The organism is Streptomyces sp. WI03-4A, assembly GCF_033792105.1.
GTDB lineage: Bacteria > Actinomycetota > Actinomycetes > Streptomycetales > Streptomycetaceae > Streptomyces > Streptomyces collinus_A.
Map to the genome: position 1 here is coordinate 23868 of NZ_JARAUO010000057.1, position 21164 is coordinate 45031.

Annotated in this window: 22 protein-coding genes; 10 read left to right on the forward strand and 12 right to left on the reverse strand. The window is 73.4% G+C overall.

Translation table 11 applies throughout. The features are described from left to right. Positions 1-189, reverse strand: coding sequence for a ferredoxin (locus tag PV343_RS36530; protein ID WP_319151338.1), 189 nt, complete (start codon positions 187-189; stop codon positions 1-3). Positions 190-548: 359 nt separating this feature from the next. Between PV343_RS36530 and PV343_RS36535 the strand changes: the two genes are divergently transcribed. The 5 genes from PV343_RS36535 to PV343_RS36555 all read left to right on the forward strand — a co-directional run bounded on the left by PV343_RS36535 (position 549) and on the right by PV343_RS36555 (position 7752). Beyond that, positions 549-1898, forward strand: a complete 1350-nt coding sequence (locus tag PV343_RS36535; protein WP_319151339.1) for a glutamine synthetase family protein — start codon at positions 549-551, stop codon at positions 1896-1898. A 132-nt stretch (positions 1899-2030) separates the two neighbouring features. Further along, complete coding sequence (locus PV343_RS36540; protein ID WP_319151340.1) at positions 2031-3317, forward strand: cytochrome P450; 1287 nt, start codon at positions 2031-2033, stop codon at positions 3315-3317. 115 nt (positions 3318-3432) lie between these two features. After that, positions 3433-4161: a TetR family transcriptional regulator gene (locus PV343_RS36545; RefSeq protein ID WP_319151341.1), complete on the forward strand. Its 729-nt coding sequence runs from the start codon at positions 3433-3435 to the stop codon at positions 4159-4161. Positions 4162-4376: 215 nt separating this feature from the next. After that, positions 4377-4793: a Zn-ribbon domain-containing OB-fold protein gene (locus PV343_RS36550; RefSeq protein WP_319151342.1), complete on the forward strand. Its 417-nt coding sequence runs from the start codon at positions 4377-4379 to the stop codon at positions 4791-4793. A 193-nt stretch (positions 4794-4986) separates the two neighbouring features. Beyond that, a complete protein-coding gene (locus PV343_RS36555; RefSeq protein WP_319151343.1) occupies positions 4987-7752 on the forward strand; it encodes a hypothetical protein in 2766 nt (921 codons plus the stop codon). Between the two features lie 64 nt (positions 7753-7816). Here PV343_RS36555 and PV343_RS36560 read toward each other — a convergent pair whose 3' ends face one another. Both PV343_RS36560 and PV343_RS36565 read right to left on the reverse strand, forming a co-directional pair. Further along, positions 7817-8203, reverse strand: coding sequence for a PPOX class F420-dependent oxidoreductase (locus PV343_RS36560; protein WP_319151344.1), 387 nt, complete (start codon positions 8201-8203; stop codon positions 7817-7819). 77 nt (positions 8204-8280) lie between these two features. Next, complete coding sequence (locus PV343_RS36565) at positions 8281-9474, reverse strand: MalY/PatB family protein (protein ID WP_319151345.1); 1194 nt, start codon at positions 9472-9474, stop codon at positions 8281-8283. Positions 9475-9499: 25 nt separating this feature from the next. Here PV343_RS36565 and PV343_RS36570 point away from each other — a divergent pair, with 25 nt between their 5' ends. From PV343_RS36570 to PV343_RS36580, 3 genes are all read left to right on the forward strand, one after another. Beyond that, the gene (locus tag PV343_RS36570; RefSeq protein ID WP_319151358.1) at positions 9500-10525 is read left to right on the forward strand and encodes a DUF3800 domain-containing protein; all 1026 of its coding nucleotides are present in this window, start codon (positions 9500-9502) and stop codon (positions 10523-10525) included. 52 nt (positions 10526-10577) lie between these two features. Next, positions 10578-11408, forward strand: a complete 831-nt coding sequence (locus tag PV343_RS36575) for an SAM-dependent methyltransferase (protein WP_319151346.1) — start codon at positions 10578-10580, stop codon at positions 11406-11408. A gap of 156 nt (positions 11409-11564) precedes the next feature. Beyond that, complete coding sequence (locus PV343_RS36580) at positions 11565-12935, forward strand: S1 family peptidase (protein WP_319151347.1); 1371 nt, start codon at positions 11565-11567, stop codon at positions 12933-12935. Between the two features lie 97 nt (positions 12936-13032). Here the strand turns inward: PV343_RS36580 and PV343_RS36585 are convergent, their stop codons facing one another. From PV343_RS36585 to PV343_RS36615, 7 genes are all read right to left on the reverse strand, one after another. Then, the gene (locus tag PV343_RS36585; protein ID WP_319151359.1) at positions 13033-13218 is read right to left on the reverse strand and encodes a hypothetical protein; all 186 of its coding nucleotides are present in this window, start codon (positions 13216-13218) and stop codon (positions 13033-13035) included. A 124-nt stretch (positions 13219-13342) separates the two neighbouring features. After that, positions 13343-14038 carry a L,D-transpeptidase family protein gene (locus PV343_RS36590; protein WP_319151348.1) on the reverse strand — a complete coding sequence of 232 codons (696 nt, stop codon included), beginning with the start codon at positions 14036-14038 and terminating at the stop codon, positions 13343-13345. Between the two features lie 182 nt (positions 14039-14220). Beyond that, a complete protein-coding gene (locus PV343_RS36595) occupies positions 14221-15009 on the reverse strand; it encodes an SDR family NAD(P)-dependent oxidoreductase (RefSeq protein WP_319151349.1) in 789 nt (262 codons plus the stop codon). Positions 15010-15097: 88 nt separating this feature from the next. After that, entirely contained in the window at positions 15098-16012 is a 915-nt protein-coding gene (locus PV343_RS36600; RefSeq protein ID WP_319151350.1) for an SDR family oxidoreductase, read from the reverse strand. Between the two features lie 99 nt (positions 16013-16111). Further along, on the reverse strand, positions 16112-16741 hold the full coding sequence (locus PV343_RS36605; protein WP_319151351.1) for an MBL fold metallo-hydrolase: 630 nt from the start codon (positions 16739-16741) through the stop codon (positions 16112-16114). Continuing rightward, positions 16741-17829, reverse strand: coding sequence for an S-(hydroxymethyl)mycothiol dehydrogenase (locus tag PV343_RS36610; RefSeq protein WP_319151352.1), 1089 nt, complete (start codon positions 17827-17829; stop codon positions 16741-16743). Before PV343_RS36610 ends, PV343_RS36605 begins: the two co-directional genes overlap by 1 nt. A gap of 207 nt (positions 17830-18036) precedes the next feature. Then, on the reverse strand, positions 18037-18342 hold the full coding sequence (locus PV343_RS36615) for a hypothetical protein (protein ID WP_319151353.1): 306 nt from the start codon (positions 18340-18342) through the stop codon (positions 18037-18039). Between the two features lie 172 nt (positions 18343-18514). Between PV343_RS36615 and PV343_RS36620 the strand changes: the two genes are divergently transcribed. Next, a complete protein-coding gene (locus PV343_RS36620; protein WP_319151354.1) occupies positions 18515-18880 on the forward strand; it encodes a nuclear transport factor 2 family protein in 366 nt (121 codons plus the stop codon). Positions 18881-19199: 319 nt separating this feature from the next. Here the strand turns inward: PV343_RS36620 and PV343_RS36625 are convergent, their stop codons facing one another. Both PV343_RS36625 and PV343_RS36630 read right to left on the reverse strand, forming a co-directional pair. Continuing rightward, positions 19200-20240, reverse strand: a complete 1041-nt coding sequence (locus PV343_RS36625; RefSeq protein ID WP_319151355.1) for a CU044_5270 family protein — start codon at positions 20238-20240, stop codon at positions 19200-19202. Continuing rightward, on the reverse strand, positions 20233-20799 hold the full coding sequence (locus PV343_RS36630; RefSeq protein ID WP_319151356.1) for an RNA polymerase sigma factor: 567 nt from the start codon (positions 20797-20799) through the stop codon (positions 20233-20235). Before PV343_RS36630 ends, PV343_RS36625 begins: the two co-directional genes overlap by 8 nt. Before the next feature lie 49 nt (positions 20800-20848). Here PV343_RS36630 and PV343_RS36635 point away from each other — a divergent pair. Further along, a partial coding sequence (locus PV343_RS36635) for a cbb3-type cytochrome c oxidase subunit I (RefSeq protein ID WP_415923540.1) occupies positions 20849-21164 on the forward strand: 316 nt, incomplete at its 3' end.

The following is a 21164-nucleotide window of genomic DNA, read 5'->3' on the forward strand; positions in this document are numbered from 1 at the left end:
TCAGTCCTCGATCCGGATGGCCTGGAGCGGGCAGACGTCGGCGGCCTCCTCGACCTCCTCGCGCAGGGCGTCCCCGGGCTCGGCGACGTAGCCGAGGTGCCCGTCGGCGTCGAGCTGGAAGACGTCGGGTGCCGCGAAGACGCACTGGCCGTGGTCCTGGCACTTGTTCATGTCGACGACGACCTTCATGGCCGGTCCTCCTGGGGAGAAGCTGGGGAGAGTGGGGCCCGTCCGGCTCAGGACGAGCCCCGGCCAACGGGGGACGGTGCCGGTGGCGACCACCCCCCGAACTCGTTTGGCTCCAAACAACGTAGGCAGCGGCCGACCCCTGGTCAATACCTATCCGGATGGATAAATTCTTGCCGCCGACACCTTGCGGTGCGACGTCCCGCTCCCTACCGTTTGGCTTCAAACAACTTGCCCCGGGCGGCCCGGGACCCACCCGCCCCGGTGCCTCTCCCCCGCCGCCCGGCCCCTCTTCGCCACGCCACCCGCCTCCCGGGCACCGCGTCCCGGAGGTGCCCCGACGTCCGCCCCAGGAGACAACGGTGAGCGCTCATGACATGCAGGAAGTCCGCCGCCACATGGACCGGCTCGCCGCCGACGGCATCGACGTCGTCCGGGTGACCTATCCCGATCTGATCGGCACCGACCGGGCGCGCGACGTCCTGGTCGAGGAGCTGCCGAGGGCCATGGAGCACGGACTGGCCTTCTGCCGCGCCGTCTACCACACCAGCCCGCAGGGCGACGTGGTCCCGGTCAGCGGCGGCCTCGACGCCGGCCTGCCCGACATCGCCGTACGGCCGGACCTCGGCACGCTGACCGCGCTGCCGTGGGAACCGGGGGTCGCCTCCTGCCTCGCCGAGGTCGTGGACCCGGCCACCGGGGCACCGGCGCCGGAGTCGCCCCGCGACCTGCTGCGCCGGGTGCTGGACCGCTGCGCCGAGCACGGGCTGCGGCCGGTCGTCGGACCGGAGCTCGAGTACTACCTGTGCGACGCCGCGCCCGACGGCGGCTGGCGCCGGTACGCCCGCGACCCGGGCGTCGTCTACACCGCCGGGCTGCGCGCCGACCCGGACAACCACCTGCTGCGCACCCTGCGCCAGGTCCGCGACCTGGACATCGGCGTGATCAGCGGCAACCACGAGTTCGACGCCGGCCAGTTCGAGATCAACCTGACCCACTCCGACGCCCTGTCGGCGGCCGACCGCGCCTTCCGCTTCAAGGCCGCGGTCAAGGAGCTGGCCCGCCGCGAGGGCCGCCTGGCCACCTTCATGGCCAAGCCCTTCAACGACGCCGGCGGCTCCGGCTTCCACCTGCACCTGTCGTGCGCCGACGCCGAGGGCCGCAACGTCTTCGACGACCCGGCCGGGGCGTACGGCCTGGCCGCCACCGCCCGGCACGCGGTGGCCGGCGTCCTCGCGCACGCCCCGGCGCTCGCCGCGCTGCTCAACCCGACGGTGAACTCCTACAAACGCTTCGGCCCCGACACCCTCGCGCCCTGGCTGATCGACTGGGGGATGGACAACCGCAGCGCCATGGTGCGCATTCCGCCGGAGCGCGGCAGCGGCGCCCGCATGGAGCTGCGGCTCGGCGACGCGAGCGCCAACCCCTACCTGGCGATCGCCGGGACGGTGGCCGCCGCCCTGCTGGGCGTGCTGGCCGGCGAGGAACCCGGGCCCCCGCTGGAGGGCTACGGCTACGACACCGCCAGGTCGGCGCCGCTGCCCGCGACGCTGTCCGCCGCGCTCGACGCGCTGGAGGCGGACACCGCCCTCGCCGAGCTCCTCGGCAAGGACTTCACCACGTCCTTCCTCTCCTACAAGCGCGACGAGGCGGCGCGCTTCCGGCGGTTCGTCACCGACTGGGAGTTCACCGAGTACGCCTACCACCTGTGACGCCTCGCCGTCCTGGCGCCCTGCCGCCCCCGACGCCCCGCCGCCTCTGACTCCCTGCCCCCTGCCACTCCGCCCGAGCCGGCACCCGTGAACACCCACGCGCCCTCCCCAGCGATCCCCAGGAGCCCCCGTATGACCACCGAGACCCCGGCCGCCGCCGTCGACGACCCGATGCCCCTGGTGGACGTGAACCTCGCCGACCTCGACAACTTCACCGACGGGGTCACCCCGTGGCGGATGTTCCACACCCTGCGCCACGAGGACCCGGTGCACTGGCAGCCGGAGGAGGCGCCCAACTCCGGTTTCTGGGCGCTCACCCGGCACGCCGACATCGCCCGCGTCGACCGGGACGCGCAGACCTTCACCTCGACCCGGTTCGTCAACCTGGAGGAGGTGGACGACGACCAGATCAAGCGGCGGGCCTCCATCCTGGAGCTGGACGGCGTACGGCACCGGGCGCTGCGCAGCGTGATCCAGCGGCAGTTCGGGGCGGGCGTGATCAACAGCTACACCGACTTCCTGCGCGGGCTGACCGCGAAGACGCTCGACGTGGCGCTCGCCAAGGGCCGGTTCGACTTCGTCAAGGAGGTGTCCGCCGACTTCCCCATCAACGTCCTGGCCCGGCTGCTGGACGTGCCGCCCGAGGACAACCAGCAGCTCATCGACTGGGGCAACCGCATCATCGGCAACACCGACCCCGACTACGCGGACGTGCTGCTGCACAGCGAGGAGAGCGAGAGGTACCGCGACCTGCCGTTCCGTTCGCCCGCCTCGCTGGAGGTCTTCGCGTACGGGCGGGAGCTGGCCCGGCAGCGGCGCGGCGGCCAGGGCACGGACCTGGTGTCGAAGCTGGTCAACACCACCCCCCGGGACGGGGTCCCGCTCTCCGCGCGGGACTTCGACAACTACTTCCTGCTGCTGGTCGTCGCCGGCAACGAGACCACCCGGCACACCATCACCCACTCCATGCTGGCCCTGCTCCAGCACCCCGAGCAGCTCGCCCGGCTCAGGGACGACCCCTCCCTGATCCCGGTGGCGGTCGAGGAGTTCCTGCGCTGGGCCTCCCCCGTCTACCACTTCCGCCGCACCGCCACCCGTGACGTGGAGCTGGGCGGCAAGCGGATCAGGGAGGGCGACAAGGTCGTGATGTGGTACGCCTCCGGCAACCGGGACGAGGAGGTCTTCGGCAACCCGTACGACTTCGACGTCGCCCGCGCCGACAACGACCACGTCACCTTCGGCAAGGGCAGCCCACACCTGTGCCTGGGCAACCTGCTGGCCCGCACCGAGATCCGGATCATGTTCGAGGAGCTGATCCCGCGCCTGGCGGACATCCGGCTGACCGGTGAGGTCCCCCGGGTGCGCTCGAACTTCGTCAACGGCATCAAGAAGCTGCCGGTGGAGGTCACCCTGGCCTGAGGCCCGGCAGGCCGCGCGTCACCGCCCTCAGCGGCAGAGCACTGAGTTCCCCCGTCCGCGCTCCGACACTGCACTGAGTGTCATGAATGCGGGCGGGGGTGCTACGTTCCCGTCCATGAGCTCCAGCAGCGCGGCGCCGGCCGCGAAGCCGCCGATGCGGGACGCCCTGGTGGCGGCGGCCTTCCAGCTCTTCCTGGAACGCGGGTACGAGCAGACCACCGTGGACGACATCGTGGCGCTGGCCGGAGTGGGCCGGCGCTCGTTCTTCCGCTACTTCCCCTCCAAGGAGGACGTGGTCTTCCCGGACCACGAGCGCTGCCTGGCCGACATGACCGCGTTCCTCGCCGCGAGCGCGGAGGAGGACGAACCGGTGCGGCGGGTGTGCGACGCGGCCCGGCTGGTGCTGCGGATGTACGCGGAGAACCCCACCTTCTCCGTGCAGCGCTACCGGCTCACCAAGCAGGTGCCCGGGCTGCGCGCGTACGAGCTCTCGGTCGTGTGGCGCTACGAGCGCGCGCTCGCCGGATACCTGCGCGGGCGGTTCGCGGACCGGGCCGGGGGGACGCTGCGCGCCGACGTCGTCGCGGCCGCGGTCGTCGCCGCCCACAACAACGCGCTGCGGTCCTGGCTGCGTTCGGACGGCGAGGACGACGCGGGCGCGGCGGTGGACCACGCCCTCGGGTACGTCCAGGCCGCTTTCGGTCACGAGGCTCCCGGGCACCCGGGCGACCCGGACCACCCGCGCGGTGAGGGCGCCGAGGACGTGGTGGTGCTGGTCGCCCGCCGGGACGCGCCCCTGTGGCGGGTCGTCCGTGAGTTTGAGACGGTGCTCGGCCGCGGCTGACCCCGCTCACCGCCCGGGCACTCGGCCACACCGGCCGCCTCGGCGGGACCGCGCCCTTACAGAGTCTTCGCAGATTAAGGGTACGGAGTGCCTTTACGTGTGACACTCAGTGCCATACTCTGTCGGCGTGCACGGTGGCACCTCGACCGGGCACACGCGTGCGCGGTTCGCGCCGGGCGCGCGGGATTCCGGCCGAGCGCAGGGAGTTGACCAGCGTGTACCACCACTCAGCAAGCACCTCGCATTCGGCGGCCGGCTCCGCGGCGGGCGTCCTCGACCCCGTCACCGCGGACTCCAGGGACGCCATCCACTACCAGCGCTGCACCTGGTGCGGCACTGCCATGTACCACCGGCTGCTGTGCCCGGTCTGCCAGGGCAGCGAGCTGCGCACGGAGCGCAGCGAGGGCAGCGGGACGGTGCGCCACTCCACCATCGTGCACCGCAACACGCCCGCGGCGCGCAACGTGTCCCTGATAGAGATGGCCGAGGGGTTCGTCGTCCGGGGCCGGGTCATGGGTCCGCCCGTCGGCATCCACAGCGGCGACCGGGTGCGGCTGTCCACGGTCAAGGACCCGGTGCGCGGCGAGCCGGTCTTCCAGCTGCTCGACGAGCCGTACCGCGCCTGGACCTGAGGGCGCGCGGGCCGAACCGGCCACCTCCCTGCGGCCGTTCGGCCCGGTACCACGGCCTTTCCGGCCAACTCTTCGCTGTGATCGAACACTTGCCCTTCACAGGCAACCCACAGAGTCTCCTTCCCGTCCTCCGGGGGCGAGGGGCGCCCGGGACAGCCGGGACGCCCGAGTCCTCGGGAACAGAGGAGGAACTGTGGTCCGTGCCCGGCGCATATGGGTCGCCGCCGCCGCGCTGCTGGCGGTGGCGGGGGCGTCCCCGGGATCGGCAGTCGCACAGGGTCAACCGCACTCCACGGCAGGGGCGTTGACCGCAGGAGCCGACGGGACGCTGCCACCCGGGTGGGGCATTACCGGCGGCCGGTCGGCGCCGCAGCTGGTGTGGCGCTCGGACCGGCCGGTGCCCATGGGCGACGCGCGGGTCGAGTTCCGTTCCGGCGGGCGGCTGCTGGGGACGCCCCGGCCCGCCGAGGACGGGCGCACCTTCCGGCTGCGGCTCGACGCCGGTCATCCCGGGCCCCTGAAGGGACTCGAGGTCTGGTCCGGCGGACGCCGGCTGGACGTCACCGGCCGGGCTCCGGCCACCTCGGCGGCCCGGCCGCCGGCACCGCTGCCGGCCAATGCGGTCGACCCGGGCAAGCCGGGCTCGTACCACACCAAGACGGGTGAGTACCGGCTCACGTCGGTCCGGCTGCCCGGCTTCGCCGCCCCGGTCGAGATGCGCGCGGTGGTCGTCGCGCCGACCGGCGCCCGCGGGCCGCGTCCGCTCGCGCTGTTCCTGCACGGCCGCCACTACACGTGCTACAAGGGCCACTCCATCACCGGTGACTGGCCCTGCGCGGCCGGGACGAAGCCGGTGCCCAGTCACCGCGGCTACCTGCGCGACCAGAAACTGCTGGCCTCCCAGGGCTACCTGACGGTCTCGATCTCCGCGAACGGCATCAACGGCCAGGACTGGGCCGCCGAGGACGGCGGCGCGCAGGCGCGCTCCTCGCTGGTGCGGCTGCACCTGGCCCGGTGGGCCGACTGGGCCGAACACCCCGACACCGCGCCGGCCGTGGTGCGGGACGCGCCCCGCGCCGACCTGTCCCGGGTCATGCTGGTCGGCCACTCGCGAGGCGGTGAGGGCGTGAACCGGGCGGCACTGGACAGCCTCTACCCGCCGCCGGCCGCGCAGGACGGCTACCACGGAGCGGTCCGCTGGACCATCCGCGGCCTGGTCCTCATCGGCCCCACGGTCTTCGGCCAGAACCCGGTGCCCGACGTGCCGTCCGCGACCGTCCTGCCCGGCTGCGACGGCGACGTCTCCGACCTCCAGGGCGAGGTGTACGTCGACGGCACGCGCGCCGTCAGCCGGGGCAGCGCGCTGCACAGCGCCGTCTACGTCATCGGCGCCAGCCACAACTTCTTCAACTCCGAGTGGACGCCGGGCCAGGCCGCGGCGCCCGCCGAGGACGACTTCCCGGACGACCCGCACCAGCGCGACCCGGTGTGCTCCCAGCACAGCGCCACCCGGCTGACCGCCACCCAGCAGCACCGCGCCGGTTCGACCTACATAGCGGCCGCAGCCCGGGTGTTCCTCTCCGGCGACGACCGGGTACGGCCGCTGCTCGACGGTTCCGGCAGGCGGGCGCCGTCGGCCGACCCGGCCCGCGTCCTCACCCACGCCGTGGGCGGGCGCCGCGACGCCGGGTTCCTGCCCGACGGCGGGGTGACCGTGACCGGCGCCCGGCTGTGCGCGGCGGTCGACCCGGCACCGGCCAAGACCTGTCTGGGGCAGGGCGCCAAGGGCAGCTCGCCGCACTTCGCGCAGTGGGAGACCGACCGCGAGGCCGGGCGGCGCGCGATCGCCCTGCGGTGGACCCGTGCCGGCACCCCCGCGCGGGTGCGGGTGAGGAACCCGGTCTCGCTGAGCGGTGACAAGGCCCTGGCGCTGCGTCTGTTCGTGCCGCCGAACTCCCGCGGCACCCGCCTGGACGTGTCCGTCACCGACGCCTCGGGCCGCAAGGCGGTCCTCGGCGAGGCCGGGATCGACGGGCTGCCGGGCAGCGAGCGCACCGCCTCGTACTGGGCGCGGGAGGTCCGGGTACCGCTGACCGCGGCCGGCCGCGCCGGGCTGGACCTGCACAAGATCAAGTCCCTTGAGCTGACCCCGCGTTCGGGCTCCGGGCGGGCCTGGCTGATGGACGCGTGGGGCTGGCGGCCGGGGCTGCCGGCGGTGCGCCCCGCCGAGCTGCCGCGGGTGGACGTCGGCCGGACCACCGTCGCCGAGCGCGACTCCGGCGAGCGCACCTACCGGGTGCCGGTCGAGGTGTCGGGCCACGGCAGCGGCCAGGTCCGGGTGTACGTCCTGGACCCGGTCACCGGCCAGGGCACGGACCGGCTGGTCACCGTGCACCCGGGCGGCCACGACATCGACGTGCCGGTCGTGGTGAAGGGCAACACCCGCTACGGCACCGACGTGACCCACGACATCCTCGTCAAGGCGGTTCACGGCGCGGTCGTCGGCTCCTACCGGGGCGGGATCACCGTGCACGACGACGACCCGGCGCCCGCCATGACCGTCACTCCGCTCGCCGACCGGGTGCCGGAGGGGAAGTCCCTGAAGTGGCGGGTGTCGCTGTCCGAGCCCGTCGACGTCGACATGGGCACGGCCTTCACCGCCGTCGCGCCGGCCACCGGCCCCGAACTGTCCACGAAGGACGTGTCCGCGCGCTGGCTGGGCGAGACCAGCGGGGCGTCGCCCGACCCGGAGCGGCCGCTGTCCAAGGTGCCGGGGGGACTCTTCCTGTGGGTGAGCATCCCCGCGGGCGGCACGAGCACGGACATCAGTATCCCCACCGTCAAGGACCGGGTGCGGGAGCCGGCCGAGTCGGTGCGCTTCCAGCAGCTCGACGACCGGACCGACCAGCCGCGGCCCGGCGGTCTCGAACTGACCGGCACGGTGCTCGACGCGTCGTAGCCGGCCCGGGCCCCGGGGCGGCGACCGCCCCGGGGCCCGGGGTCCGGGGTCAGCCGTCAGGGCTTCACGGCTTCGGCTTCACCGTGATCCCCACCGTGCCGTCCGGGCCGCGCCGCAGCCGGCTGCCCAGCAGGGTCAGTCGGCCGACGATGCCGTACTTCCGGGCGATGAGGGTGCGGTAGCGAGCGGTGGTGGCCGCGTCGGCGATCTCGGCGGTGGCCGGGACCTGGTCACCGGTGGGACGGCCGCGCACGTCGCACGGGCCGACGAGGACGTCGGCCCGCCTGCGGATGCGCTTGACCTTCCAGCTGTCGGTGGTCGTCCACACCCCGAGGCCGTCCCCGTCGGGGACCACCCACACCGGGGTCGCGACGGGAGTGCCGTCCTTGCGATAGCTGGTGACCAGCAGGTACTTGCCGGAGCCGAGCCGGTCCCGCAGCGTGTCGTCCATGCCCGGCAGTCTAGGAGCCCGGGAGCCGGACGGGGACGAGGGGACGCGGCGGGGCCGTCATGAGCCGTCAGGGGCCGTCAGGACCCGTCCACGGCCCCGACCGCCGCCGCCATGCGCCGTACCGCCTCCGTGAGGATCTCCGGGGAGGTCGCCAGGTTCAGGCGCGCGTGCCCGGCGCCGCCGGTGCCGAAGGGCAGGCCGGAGCTGAGGGCGACCCGGCCGCGGTCGAGGAACGTCCGGGCCGGATCGTCACCGAGGCCGAGGCCGCGGCAGTCGAGCCAGGCCAGGAAGGTCGCCTCGGCCGGACAGGCCCGGACCGCGGGCAGGTGCTCGGCGAGCAGGCCGGCGAGTAGCCGCCGGTTGGCGGCCAGCCCCGTCAGCAGGGCGTCGAGCCAGCCGGTGCCGTCGTTCAGGGCCGCCGTGTGCGCGATGACGCCGAAATGGCTGGGCCCGTGGCTCACCTCCTCCGGCAGCCGCGCGAGGTCGGCCGCGGCCTCCGGGCCGGCCAGGGCGAGCGCGGCCTTGAGCCCGGCCAGGTTCCAGCCCTTGGACGCGGACATGAGCGACAGGCCGCGCTCGGCGCCGGGCACGCTCAGGTACGGCACGAAGGCGACCCCGGGCGCGGCGAGCGGAGCGTGGATCTCGTCCGCGACGACCCGGACGCCGTACCGTTCCGCCGCTTCGGCCACGGCGGCGAGTTCGGCGGCGGTGTGCACGGTGCCGCTGGGGTTGTGCGGGCTGCACAGCAGGAAGGCGGCCCGGCCGCCGCCGGCCGTCGCGGTGCGGAACGCGTCCGCCAGCAGACCGAGGTCGAGGCGCAGGCCGGGGCCGAGCGGGGCCTCCACCACGCGGCGGTCCATGTGGGTGACGAACTGGTAGAACGGCGGGTACACCGGCGGGTTCACGATCACCGGGTCCCCGGGCCCCGTCACCAGTCTGAGCATCTCGACCACGCCGAGCATCACGTCCGGGACGATCGCGGTGCGTTCCACGGCGATCCCGTCCCAGTTCCAGCGCTTGGCGGCGAACCCGGCCAGTGCCTCGGCGTACCCGGTGCCCGCCGGGTAGCCGGTGTCGCCGAGGGCGAGCGCGTCGGTGAGGGCGCGGGTGACCGCCCCGGCGAGCGGTACGTCCATCTCGGCGACCCACAGCGGCAGCACGTCCTCGGGGTAGGTGCGCCACTTCATGCTCGTACGACGTCGCAGGCTCTCGAGGCCGAGGGTGCGCAGCGGATCCGGTTCGCCGGGTGTGTCGTGCGGGATGCTGGTCATGAGGCTCAAGATAGGGGGCTTGGGTGTGACCGGAAACGGGACGGGACGGACGAACGGGGTGGCGCGGGGCCCTGTGCTGGAGGTCGCCTGCGACGAATCGGGCTCGGACGGCGAGAACCTGACCGGCGGGAACACGGACGTGTTCGCGCACGCGAGCGTGGCGCTGCCGGCCGACCGGGCCGAGGAGTGCGTACGGGAGATCCGGCACCGGATCCGGTCGCCCGCGGAGGAGTACAAGGCCAACCACCTGTTGCGGGAGAAGCACCGTGCGGTGCTGGAGTGGCTGCTGGAGGACGGCGGCCCGGTGCACGGCCGCGCGCATGTGCATCTGACGGAGAAGTCGTTCTTCGTGGTGGACCGGGTGGCCGACCTGCTGCTCGGCGACGCGGCCGAGGCCCGCGCGCTGTTCGCGCGGGGGCCGGGCACCTTCGGGGCGGCCGGGTGGCGGGAGTTCCTGGAGGCCGCCAACCGGCTGCTGCGGTACCGGAGCACCGGGGAGCCGCCGGCGCACACCTTCCTGCGGACCGCGGCCGCGCTGGGCCGGGCGCACGCGGACACGGAGGCCGGCCGCACGCTGCTGCGGCTGGCCGCGGCCGGGGCGGGGGCACGGGCCTACCGGGCCCGGCTGGCCGAGGAGCAGCCGCTGATCCCGGTGCTCAACCCGCTGCTGCCGGCGATCGTACGGACCGCCGGGCACTGGAGCGCGGGCGGCCGCCCGGTGCGGCTGGTGCACGACCGGCAGAACATGCTCACCCCGCAGCGCATCGGCTGGATCGAGGAGCGGGCCCGGGAGGAGGGCATCGGCCTCGCCGGGGTGCGGCTGGTGCACTCGCGGCTGGACGCCCGGGTGCAGATCGCCGACTTCCTCGCCGGGATCGCCCGCAGGATCGCGTCCGACGAACTGGGCGGCCGCGGCGACCCCGGACTCACCGCGCGGCTGCGCCCGTTCGTGTGCGGGCGATCGGTGTGGGGCGACGCGCAGAGCTGGTCGCGGATCGGCCTCGGGGCGGAAAACACGGGACGGTCGGCGCCGGTCAACTCGGGCGTCTAGATTGCGTCTTGAACGGCGCACCCCTTCACCAGGCATCCAGGAGCTGACCCACGTGACCGACAACCCCGCAGCCACCAACGACGTGGCCGTCTCGCTGCGCGCCCGCATCAACACCGGACAGCCGCACACGGCCCGGATATGGAACTACTGGCTCGGCGGCAAGGACAACTACGAGGTCGACCGCGCGGCCGGCGACCAGATCCGCCAACTGCACCCGGGTATCGGGGAGTACGCGCGCGCCGACCGGCTGTTCCTGGGCCGGGCGGTGCGCCACCTGGTGGGCGACCTGGGCATCCGCCAGTTCCTCGACATCGGCACCGGGCTGCCCACCGCCGACAACACGCACGAGGTCGCCCAGCGCATCGCGCCGGAGACGAGGATCGTGTACGTCGACAACGACCCGCTCGTCCTCGCGCACGCCCGGGCGCTGCTCACCAGCACCCCGGAGGGCCGTACCGACTACCTGGACGAGGACCTGCGCAACGTCGACGCGATCCTGGAACACGCCTCGAAGACGCTGGACTTCAGCGAGCCGGTGGCGCTGATGCTGCTCGGCGTGGTCATCTTCATCGGCGACGAGGAGGACCCGTACGGCCTGGTGCGGCAGTTGACGGACCGACTGCCGGCAGGCAGCCACCTGGTGCTGTCGCACACGGTGACCAGCCCGTCGATGCCCGACGTGGACGAGGCGGTCAAGTTCTGGAACGAGCACGGCACGCCGAAGCTGACCCAGCGCACCCCCGAGGACGTCACCCGGTTCTTCGACGGCCTGGAACTGCTGGAGCCGGGCGTGGTGTCCTGCTCGCGCTGGCGCCCGGAGGGCGGTGACGGGACGGAGCCGGAGGAGGTCGCCATGTTCGGCGGAGTGGCGCGCAAGAACTGACGGCACGCGCGGGAGCCGGGACCGGAAGGCCGAGAAGGTCACCACCGCCGGTGAACGCGGCCGGGCCGGGCCCCGTACTCATGCACGGGCCCTCGACGACCGGAGGGTCCCGCGGTGCCGTCCGGGCACCGCGCGTCCGGGGTTCGGGAGCCAGGCATGAGGCACGCACGACGACGGGTCGTGAGGCGAGTGACACGGCTGGCGGCGGTCGGCGGACTCCTGGCGGGAGGTGTGATGGTCGCGCAGGCGGCCATGGCGAGCGAGACTCCCCCGGCGTCCGCCAGGCCGTTCGCCGCGTCCGGCACGGCCGCCGACCCCGGAGCCGCGCTGGTGGCGCGGCTGGGCACGGCGCGGACGGCGGGCAACTGGATCGGGGCCGACGGGCGGCCGGTCGTGGCGGTGACCGACGACTCGGCCGCGCGCGCGGTCCGGCGGGCGGGGGCCGAGGCCAAGCTCGTGCCGCACAGCATGAACGAGCTCAAGTCGGCGACCTCGACGCTGCGTTCGGCGCCCCGGGTGGCGGGCACCGCGTGGTCGGTGGACTACCGCACCAACCAGGTGGTGGTGCTGGCCGACCGCACCGTGTCGGCGGCCGACTGGTCCCGGATGAACCGGGTCGCCTCGGGGATCGGCACCTTCGTGCGCATGGAGCGCATGAAGGGCGCCTTCACACCCCGGCTGAACGGGGCCCAGCCGATCCTGTCGACGGGCGGCCGCTGTTCGGCGGGGTTCAACGTCACCGACGGCCGAAGCGACTTCATCCTGACCGCCGGCCACTGCGGTCCCTCCGGATCGATCTGGTTCGCCGACAACCAGGGCAACCAGCAACTGGGCCGCACGGTCAGCAGCACCTTCCCCGGCAACGACTTCTCGCTCGTGCAGTACAACTCCGGCAAGGCGGGTGAGGGCGCCGACGTGGTCGCCCTCGGCGGCGGCAAGGGGGTGCGGATCACCGGGGCGGCCGACCCGTCGGTGGGGCAGCGGGTGTTCCGCAGCGGCAGCACCAGCGGGCTGCACGACGGCCAGGTGACCGGGCTGAACGCGACCGTGAACTATCCCGAGGGCACCGTCACCGGGCTCATCCAGACCGATGTGTGCGCCGAGCCCGGCGACAGCGGCGGGCCGCTGTTCTCCGAGGGGGTCGCGCTGGGTGTCACGTCGGGCGGCAGCGGCGACTGCACCGCGGGCGGTACGACGTTCTTCCAGCCCGTGACCAAGGCGATGGCGGCGCTGAACGTGCGGCTCCTGGTGGCGGCGGGGAACGCGGGCGGTGCGCAGAAGGCCGCGCCGTCCGCACCGGCGGCGCAGGGCGCGGCGCCGAGCGCGGCCTCGCCCGGCTCCTCGGCTCCGGTGACGGGCACCGCGGAGGGGCAGACGCTGCTGGCGCGGCTGACGGACACCCGGACCGTCGGTCCGGGGCTGCTGGTGATCGCGGGCAGTCTGATCGCGCTGGTCGGGACCCGGTACATCCGGGCCGAGCAGGACCGCAGGGCGTACCAGCGGCACTACTCGGCGACGTGGGGCTGACGAGTCGGGAGCCGTCCGGCTTCCCGGAGGTGTACGAGAAGGGCACCCGTGCGGTCACGGGTGCCCGGGGGATCGGGGCGGTGGTCCGCCGGCCGGTTCAGGCCGCCCGGTGCGGCTCCGGGGCCGCGGCGGCCCACTCCATCACGAGGCGCTGGTACTCCGCGCGCTGCTCGGTGCTAAGTGTCCCGCCCGACCGGCGCCACAGGGCCCTGATCTCCTCGTTGACCTCCGCGGCCGATCGCTCGGAGACGGTTTCAACATAGGTGGACATGCTGTGAAGCATATGCCGCTCGACGTGAAGACGGTGTGAGCAAGCACCCCCGATACGGACATATCGGACCGTGTTGCTCATCACGTCACCACGTCACGCCTCAACGCGGCCGATCCGCGCGGCGATTCGGCCGGTATCAGGTGCCCGGCTTGCGGCCGTACACGAAGACGTCGTCGCCCTTCTTCAGCAGCGACCAGTACTTCTTCGCGGTGGTCGTGGTCATGTTCACACAGCCGTGCGAACCCGGCGGGTTCCACATGCTGAGGTTGACCGAGTGGAAGGCCTGGCCGCCGTCGAAGAACTGGCTGTAGGGCATCGGCACGTTGTAGATGTTCGAGACGTGGTCGATGTCACGCCAGTAGATCTTCTTCAGGCCGGTACGGGTCTCGTAGCCGTCACGGCCGGTGCGCACCGGCACGGGCCCGTAGACGAGCCTGCTCCCGTCCTGGATCCAGCTCAGCTGGAGCGTGAGGTTCACACAGGCGATGCGGCCCTTGTTCACCGGGCACTTGCCGTCCTTGTTGGGGTTGTTCCCCACGGCCTTCTGCTTGTTCATCAGGTCCATCACGCCCCAGGTGACGGGACCGGCGTACCCGATGGCGGGCGTGATGCCGTGCTTGTTCTGGAAGGCCTGGATGGCCTTGCAGTCGCCCGAGGACTGCTTGCCGTCGACCGTGCGGCCGAGGAACTTCTCCACCTGCTTCTGGTACGGCCCGGCCTGCGTGGTGCAGCTCGCGGCCTGGGCCGGTGCCGCGGTGGCGGCGAGTGTGAGCGGCGCCACCAGCCCGGCCAGGCCCAGCGCGACGGCACCTCGTCTGCGTATGTCCCCCATGGATCTCGTCCCCTGTCCCCTTCGTCCCCGGGGGCTCCCCCGAGTGTTCTCTTCGCGATTCCCGCGGCTTCCGCCTACTAGACCTGCCGGCGGGTCCGACGGTTGTGGTTCCGGCCAGGCTGTGACGAAACGGTGAACTACGCCGGCGTCCGTGACCACGGGCGCCCCTCGCGCACCACGTCTTACGGCTGCCGCAGTGCCGTGCGGAACCCGGTGTTGACGGCGGTGAGGCCGCCGTCGACCACGAGGGTGGTACCGGTGATCCAGGCGGCGTCGCGTGAGGCGAGGAAGGCCACCGCGGCCGCGATGTCGTCCGGCTCCCCGACCCGGCCGAGCGGGTAGAGGCCACGGACGGCGGCCAGCTCGTCGTCGCGCCCCTCCCAGGCCGAGGTGCGCACCGTGCCCGGCGCCACGAGATTGACCCGGACCCCGCGGGAGGCGGCGTGCCCGGCGAGCGTGCGGGTGAGCGAGCCGAGCCCGGCCTTGGCGGCGCTGTAGGCGTGGTTGCCGAAGTCCTGCAGCCCGTTGACGGAGCCGATGCCCACGATGGCGCCGCGCCCGGAGGCGGCCAGGTGGGGCAGGGCGGCGCGGCAGCAGCGGTAGGCGCCGGTGAGGGTGACGTCGAGGTCGCGGGCCCAGGCCTCGTCGGGGTCGTCCTCGAAGAACGGCACGTCCGGGCTGCAGTGGGCGGCGCAGTTGACCAGCACGTCGAGCGCGCCGAAGGCGGCCACCGCACGGGCCACGGCCGACTCGACGGACTCCCGGTCGGCGACGTCGCAGGCGCACGCCTCGGCGGTGCGGCCGAGCCCGCGCAGGGTGGCCGCCGTCCGCTCCGCCTCCGCCGCGTCCCGGTCGGTCACGAGCACCCGGCCGCCCTCCTCGGCGAGCCGCCGCGCGGTCGCCGCCCCGATGCCCCGGGCCGCGCCCGTGACGAGAATCCCGTGTCCTGCGAAGCGTTCGAGATCGGTCATGGGGCGACGGTAGGGCCACGACGATCTTTTACGACAGGGGCCGCACGCCCGCGTCCGCGACCGCGCCCGGCACTCTCCTTGTGATGCCTCAGCGGTATCCGGTGGCGTCCGCCGGCCTGCCCGCGTCCTGCACCTCGACCAGATAGCGCCAGGCGTCGGGCCGGCTGCCGTCGAGGTCGGTGAAGCCGTACTCACGGGCGAGGCCGCCGCTGGAGAGCGAGCGGCCGTTGAAGCGCGCCACGCCGGGGTCCGCGGCGAGCGCCGCGACGGCGCGGCCGACGAAGCGCGGGGTCTCGGAGACGGCGAAGTGCGGCTCGCGGTCCAGGGCGTCGCGCCAGTTGTCCTCGCGGACACCGAACGCGTCCAGCATGATCTCCGAGCGCATCCAGCCCGGGGTGAGCGCGACCGCGGTGGCACCGCGCGGGCCGAGTTCGTGCCCCAGCGCGAAGGCCATGCGCAGCACGGAGGCCTTGGCGAGGTCGTAGAAGAGGTTCACCCGGTAGGTGTCGCGGTTGTAGTCGGCGGTGCCGTCGGTGACCTCCACGACCAGGCCGCCGGGGCGGCGCAACAGCAGCGGCAGCGCGAAGTGACTGGTGACGGCGTGCGTCTCGACGGCGAGCCGGAGCAGCCGGAGCCCGTTGTCCAGGTCGTGCTCCCAGACCGGCGTGTCCCACTCGAAGAGCTTCTCGCCGCCCCAGATGTCGTTGACCAGGACGTCCAGGCGGCCCTGCTCGTCCGCGATCCGGTCCACCAGGTCCCGTACCGCGGACCTCTCCAGGTGGTCGACGGGGACGGCGATGCCACGCCCGCCGGCCGCCGTGACGAGGTCGGCGCTGTCCTCGACGGTCTCCGGGCGGTCGTACTCCGAACGACGGGCGCGGGTGCTGCGCCCGGTGACGTAGACGGTGGCGCCGGCGGCGCCGAGCTCCACGGCGATGCCCCGTCCGGCGCCCCGGGTCGCCCCCGCGACCAGCGCCACCCTGCCCTGCAACGACCCCGACATGTCCGGCCTCCCGTGCGGTGCGACTGCTGTCGCCCCTCACTCTTCCCGGGAAGCCGGACATCTTCTGTCGTGTTTCCTGTCGGGTCTCACGGGCCCGGTTCAGTGGCCGCGCGCGATCCACTCCTCCAGGTGGGGGGCCTCGTCCCCGATGGTCGTGGCGTCGCCGTGTCCGGTGAGCACCTTGGTCTCCGGCGGGAGGGTGAGGAGCCGGTCACGGATGGAGTCGACGATCGTCGGGAAGTGGGAGAACGAGCGTCCGGTGGCTCCGGGCCCGCCCTGGAAGAGGGTGTCGCCGGTGAAGACGACGCCCAGCCCGGGGTCGTACAGGCATACGGCGCCCGGTGCGTGGCCGGGGGTGTGCAGGACGGTCAGGTCGGCTCCCGCGGCCTCGATGACCTGGCCGTCGGCGAGGTGCCGGTCGGGTTCGCGGTCGGGGTGGGTGAGCTTCCACAGCGGCAGGTCGTCCGGGTGGAGCCAGATGGTGGCTCCGGTGAGGTCGGCCAGCGCGGGAGCGGCGTCGATGTGGTCGTTGTGCGCGTGGGTGCACACGATGGCGATCAGCCGCCGGTCGTCCACGGCGCGGGCGATGGCCTCGGCGTCGTGGGCGGCGTCGATGACGATCACCTCACGTTCGTCGCCGACGATCCACACGTTGTTCTCGACGTCCCAGGTGCCGCCGTCGAGGGTGAACTGCCCTGAGGTGACCAGGCGTTCGATCCGGACGGTCATCAGAGCACCACCACCGAGCGCAGCACGTCGCCGTGGTGCATCCGCTCGAACGCCTTCTCCACCTCGTCGAGCTGGATGGTCTCGGTGACGAACGCGTCCAGCGGCAGCCGGCCCTGCAGGTGCAGGTCGACGAGCATGGGGAAGTCCCGGGAGGGCAGGCAGTCGCCGTACCAGCTCGACTTGAGCGCGCCGCCGCGGCCGAAGACGTCGAGCAGCGGCAGTTCGAGCTTCATCTCGGGGGTGGGCACGCCCACGAGGACAACGGTGCCGGCCAGGTCGCGGGCGTAGAACGCCTGCTTGTACGTCTCGGGACGGCCGACCGCCTCGATGACCACGTCGGCGCCGAAGCCGCCGGTGAGCTCGCGGATCGCCTCGACCGGGTCGGTGTCCTTGGAGTTGACCGTGTGGGTGGCGCCCAGCGCGCGCGCCTTCTCCAGCTTGCGGTCGTCGATGTCGACGGCGATGATCCGCGCCGCGCCGGCGAGGCGGGACCCGGCGACCGCCGCGTCGCCGACCCCACCGCAGCCGATGACGGCGACGGAGTCGCCGCGCCCGACGTTGCCGGTGTTGAGGGCGGCGCCGATGCCGGCCATCACGCCGCAGCCGAGCAGCCCGGCGACGGCCGGGGAGACGGCCGGGTCGACCTTGGTGCACTGGCCGGCCGCGACGAGCGTCTTCTCGGCGAAGGCGCCGATGCCGAGCGCCGGGGAGAGCTCCTGCCCGGTCGACGCGAGGGTCATCTTCTGCCGGGCGTTGTGGGTGTTGAAGCAGTACCAGGGGCGGCCGCGCAGACAGGCGCGGCACTGGCCGCACACGGCACGCCAGTTGAGGACGACGAAGTCACCGGGGGCCACGTCGGTGACACCCTCGCCGACCGACTCCACGACACCGGCGGCCTCGTGGCCGAGGAGGAAGGGGAAGTCGTCGGAGATGCCGCCCTGCTTGTAGTGCAGGTCGGTGTGGCAGACACCGCAGGCCTGGATCTGGACGACGGCTTCGCCGGGTCCCGGGTCCGGGACCACGATCGTGTCGACCCGTACGGGCTCGCCCTTCCCCGGTGCGATCACGCCGCGTACTTCCTGCGCCATGGCCTGGCCCCTTTTCCTCGATGATCCTTCGGAACCGACCCTACGCGTGCGGCGGGCCGACCGGCCCATTCCGCTCCCCGTCATGTCACTCGTGCCGGGTGCGTCTTGCCGCTCCGCGCGCGTGAGCGGCCGTCGGGCCGGTGGCGGCGCGCCCGGCCCGGAGGGGAAGCCTGCCGGCCGGGGCGCCTGTCCGGTGTGCGGGGGGGCTCAGGTCGCGACGGCGGGCAGCAGGCCGGTCACGGGGGCGGCGAGGTCGGTGACCTGGTGCAGCTCGTTCAGCCGGTTCAGCTCGCTGACCTGGTTGAGCCGGCTCAGCTGCTGGGAGACCCGGGGCATCCGGGCCTGCTCCTGGGCGGGGAGGTCACCGGCGGCGAGCGTGTCCACCACGGTCATCGGGTTGATCCGCCCGGTGTGCGGTGCGCTCGCCTCGGCCGCGCCGGCCAGCGGGGCGGCGAGGCCGGTGACCCCGGCGGCCAGACCGACGGCGGCGACGATACGTCGTGTTGAGATCATGTCCTCAGCAACGGCCGTGGCCCCCTGCCGGACACGGCCGCCGGGCCGGGCTCACTCGTGAGGCGGAGCGGGAGGCCTGCGCTTGCCGTGGCCGTCGGGGCGGAGGAGTCTCGGAGGAGGGGCCCGTGCGGTCCGCTCCCCGCCGGGCCGCGGGCGCCCGAAGGAGGTCACCATGGGCACCGCGACAGGCTCCTCGTTCGACACCGAGACGCTGCGCCGGGCCGTGGAGGGCACCACCGGCAACTCCCTGCTGGCCCTCTACACGGACGACGCGGAGATCCGCATCATCGACCGCAACTCCCAGCCGAGCCACCCCAAGGTCCTGCACGGCCGGGGGCAGATAGCCGAGATGCTGGACGACATCTACAGCCGCGACATGACACACCGGCTGGACCGGTGCGTCGTGCAGGGCGACCACGCCGCGTTCACCGAGACCTGCCAGTACGGCGACGGCACCCGGGTTCTCGCCGAGTCGATGATCTCCCTGCGGGACGGGAAGATCACCGAACAGATTCTGATCCAGGCATGGGACGAGTAGGCAGAAGGTTCGCGAGGGTCCAGGTCAGCTCCAGGCTGACCTGGACTTTCTCGGCCCGCGCGACGCTGGGGCGGGCGCGTCCGGCCCGCCCCCGGCTGTCGGGCCCGGTGACCGCGGCGGGCCTGCGCGCGTCCGCCGTGCTGCTGCGGTCGGCGCTGCGGGCAGCACATCCCCGCCCGCACCCCCAGCTGCCGCGCGCGCCTCGCCCCCGGCGCGTCCGGCCCCGGTGAGCGGCACACGGCACACCCCGAGGGTCGTCCGGCACACGCCGGCGGTCGCCGGGCGGACCGGGGCCGCCGCCCGGTGGCCCGGAACGTGATCAGCGCATCCAGGCGCTGTACCCCATGACGTCACCGGCCTTCACCCCGTACGCGGGCACGGCCACGGCGAAGGTGTCCTCCATGCCGAGGACGGTGCCGGTGCGCGGTTCCAGGATCAGCATGTGCCGGACGCGCCCGTCGTCGTACACGTACGCGTGCCCCCGGCGGCCCAGGCGGTCGGTGACGTCGCCGGCCGGCCGCAGCCCGTCGGCCCCGGCGAACAGCCGGACGAGCGCGGCCGACTCGCGGGCGCCGAGGGTCCAGTTGTCGAGGAGCTCGGCGGTGGCGTCGAGGAGTTCGCCGGTGCGCAGCGGGGCCGTGCCGCGGTCGGCCTGGGGGCGGGCCAGCTCGGTGAGGTAGGCGCGCAGGGCCGCCGCGGTGTGCGGCGGGGTGGCCTGCGGCGGGGCGTCGCTCCACATCGGCGGGTAGGTGGTGCGGCTGACGACATGGCCGTCCGCGACCTCGTGCGGGGTGTCGCCCTCGTCGCTGAGGACGGGCCGGCCGGGCCGGCGCGGGTCGGTGGCGACGACCAGTTCGGTGTGGCTGGCGTCCGCCCGCCAGCGCACCACCCGTTCCTCGGGGAGCACGACCGGGGGCTTGTCGTCACTCATGCCCAGACTCCACGACTGCGCGTGCGTGCCCTTGCGCAGAGCCGGCTCACCGGCGGCCGCCGCCGCGTCGGCCAGCGCGACCATGTCCCTCAGGGGTACGGGCGTGGCGCGGGCCTGGACGGTGAGCGGGCGGGGCGCGGCTACGGCCTGCCGGGTGTCCGGACCGCCGAGCACGGCGCCGACGGCGACCGCGAGGACGGCCACGCCGGCGGCCAGGCCCCAGACCGGCCGGGCGCGCGGACCGCGGCGGCCCGTACGGGTGGCGAGGAGCCGGGTGCGGAGGAGCCGGGTACGGCGCCGCGGGGTGTCCTCGTGCAGCAGGCGCCGCAGGGCCTCCTCGGCGCGGGCGTCCAGTGGCCCGTCGGCGAGGTGGGGGCCGTCGGCCGGCACCGGGTCGGCGCCGCGCAGCAGTTCGAGTTCGTCAGCCATGTCCGTGGTCCTTGCACAGCGTCGCGTCGGCGGGGGCGGGTGACGGGGCCGCCGGGGCGGGCCGCAGCCGGTCGATCTCGGCCCGCAGTCGGCCGCGTGCCCGGTGCAGGCGCATGGCGGCGGCCCGGCTGCCGCAGCCCAGGGCTACGGCGATCTCGTCGGGGCCGAGTTCCTCCCAGGCCGCGAGCCGCAGCACCTCCTGGTCGGCCGGGGAGAGCCGGTCCAGGGCCTCGTGCACCCAGGAACCGGGACCCTCGGCGTCGGGGCTGTCGACGATGTGGCGGCCGTGCGCCGTCTCGTCGTTGCCGATCCGGTCCACCAGCCGGCGCCGGCGCCCGTAGCCGCGTACCGCGTTCGCCAGGCAATTGCGTGCCACCCCGTACAGCCAGGGCAGCGGTGCCTCGGGCAGGTCGCCCCGGCGGCGCCAGGCGACCGTGAACACCTCCGCCACCACTTCCTCCACCTCGCCGGCCCGCCCCTGAAGTCGCCTGGCGACATAGCGGCTGACCGCCCAGTAGTGCTCGCGATAGGCAGCGGCGAAGATCTCGTCGTTGCTCATGTCCCGTTCGTGTCCGGCACCGCCCGGATCGTCACACCCTTCCCACGTGATGCTTGTCGCGCCGCTTGAGTGTGACCGACGCGCGGGGCGCGGACACAGGCGGGGCGTGAAGAGGATCAGAGACACCAGGGCCGTGCAGTGGCTCACCACCACCGATCACAAGACGATCGGGACGCTCTATTTGGTCACGTCGTTCGCGTTCTTCCTGATCGGCGGCGTGATGGCGCTGCTGATGCGTGCCGAGCTGGCCCGTCCGGGCCTGCAGATCATGTCGAACGAGCAGTTCAACCAGGCGTTCACGATGCACGGCACGATCATGCTGCTGATGTTCGCGACGCCGCTGTTCGCCGGTTTCACGAACTGGA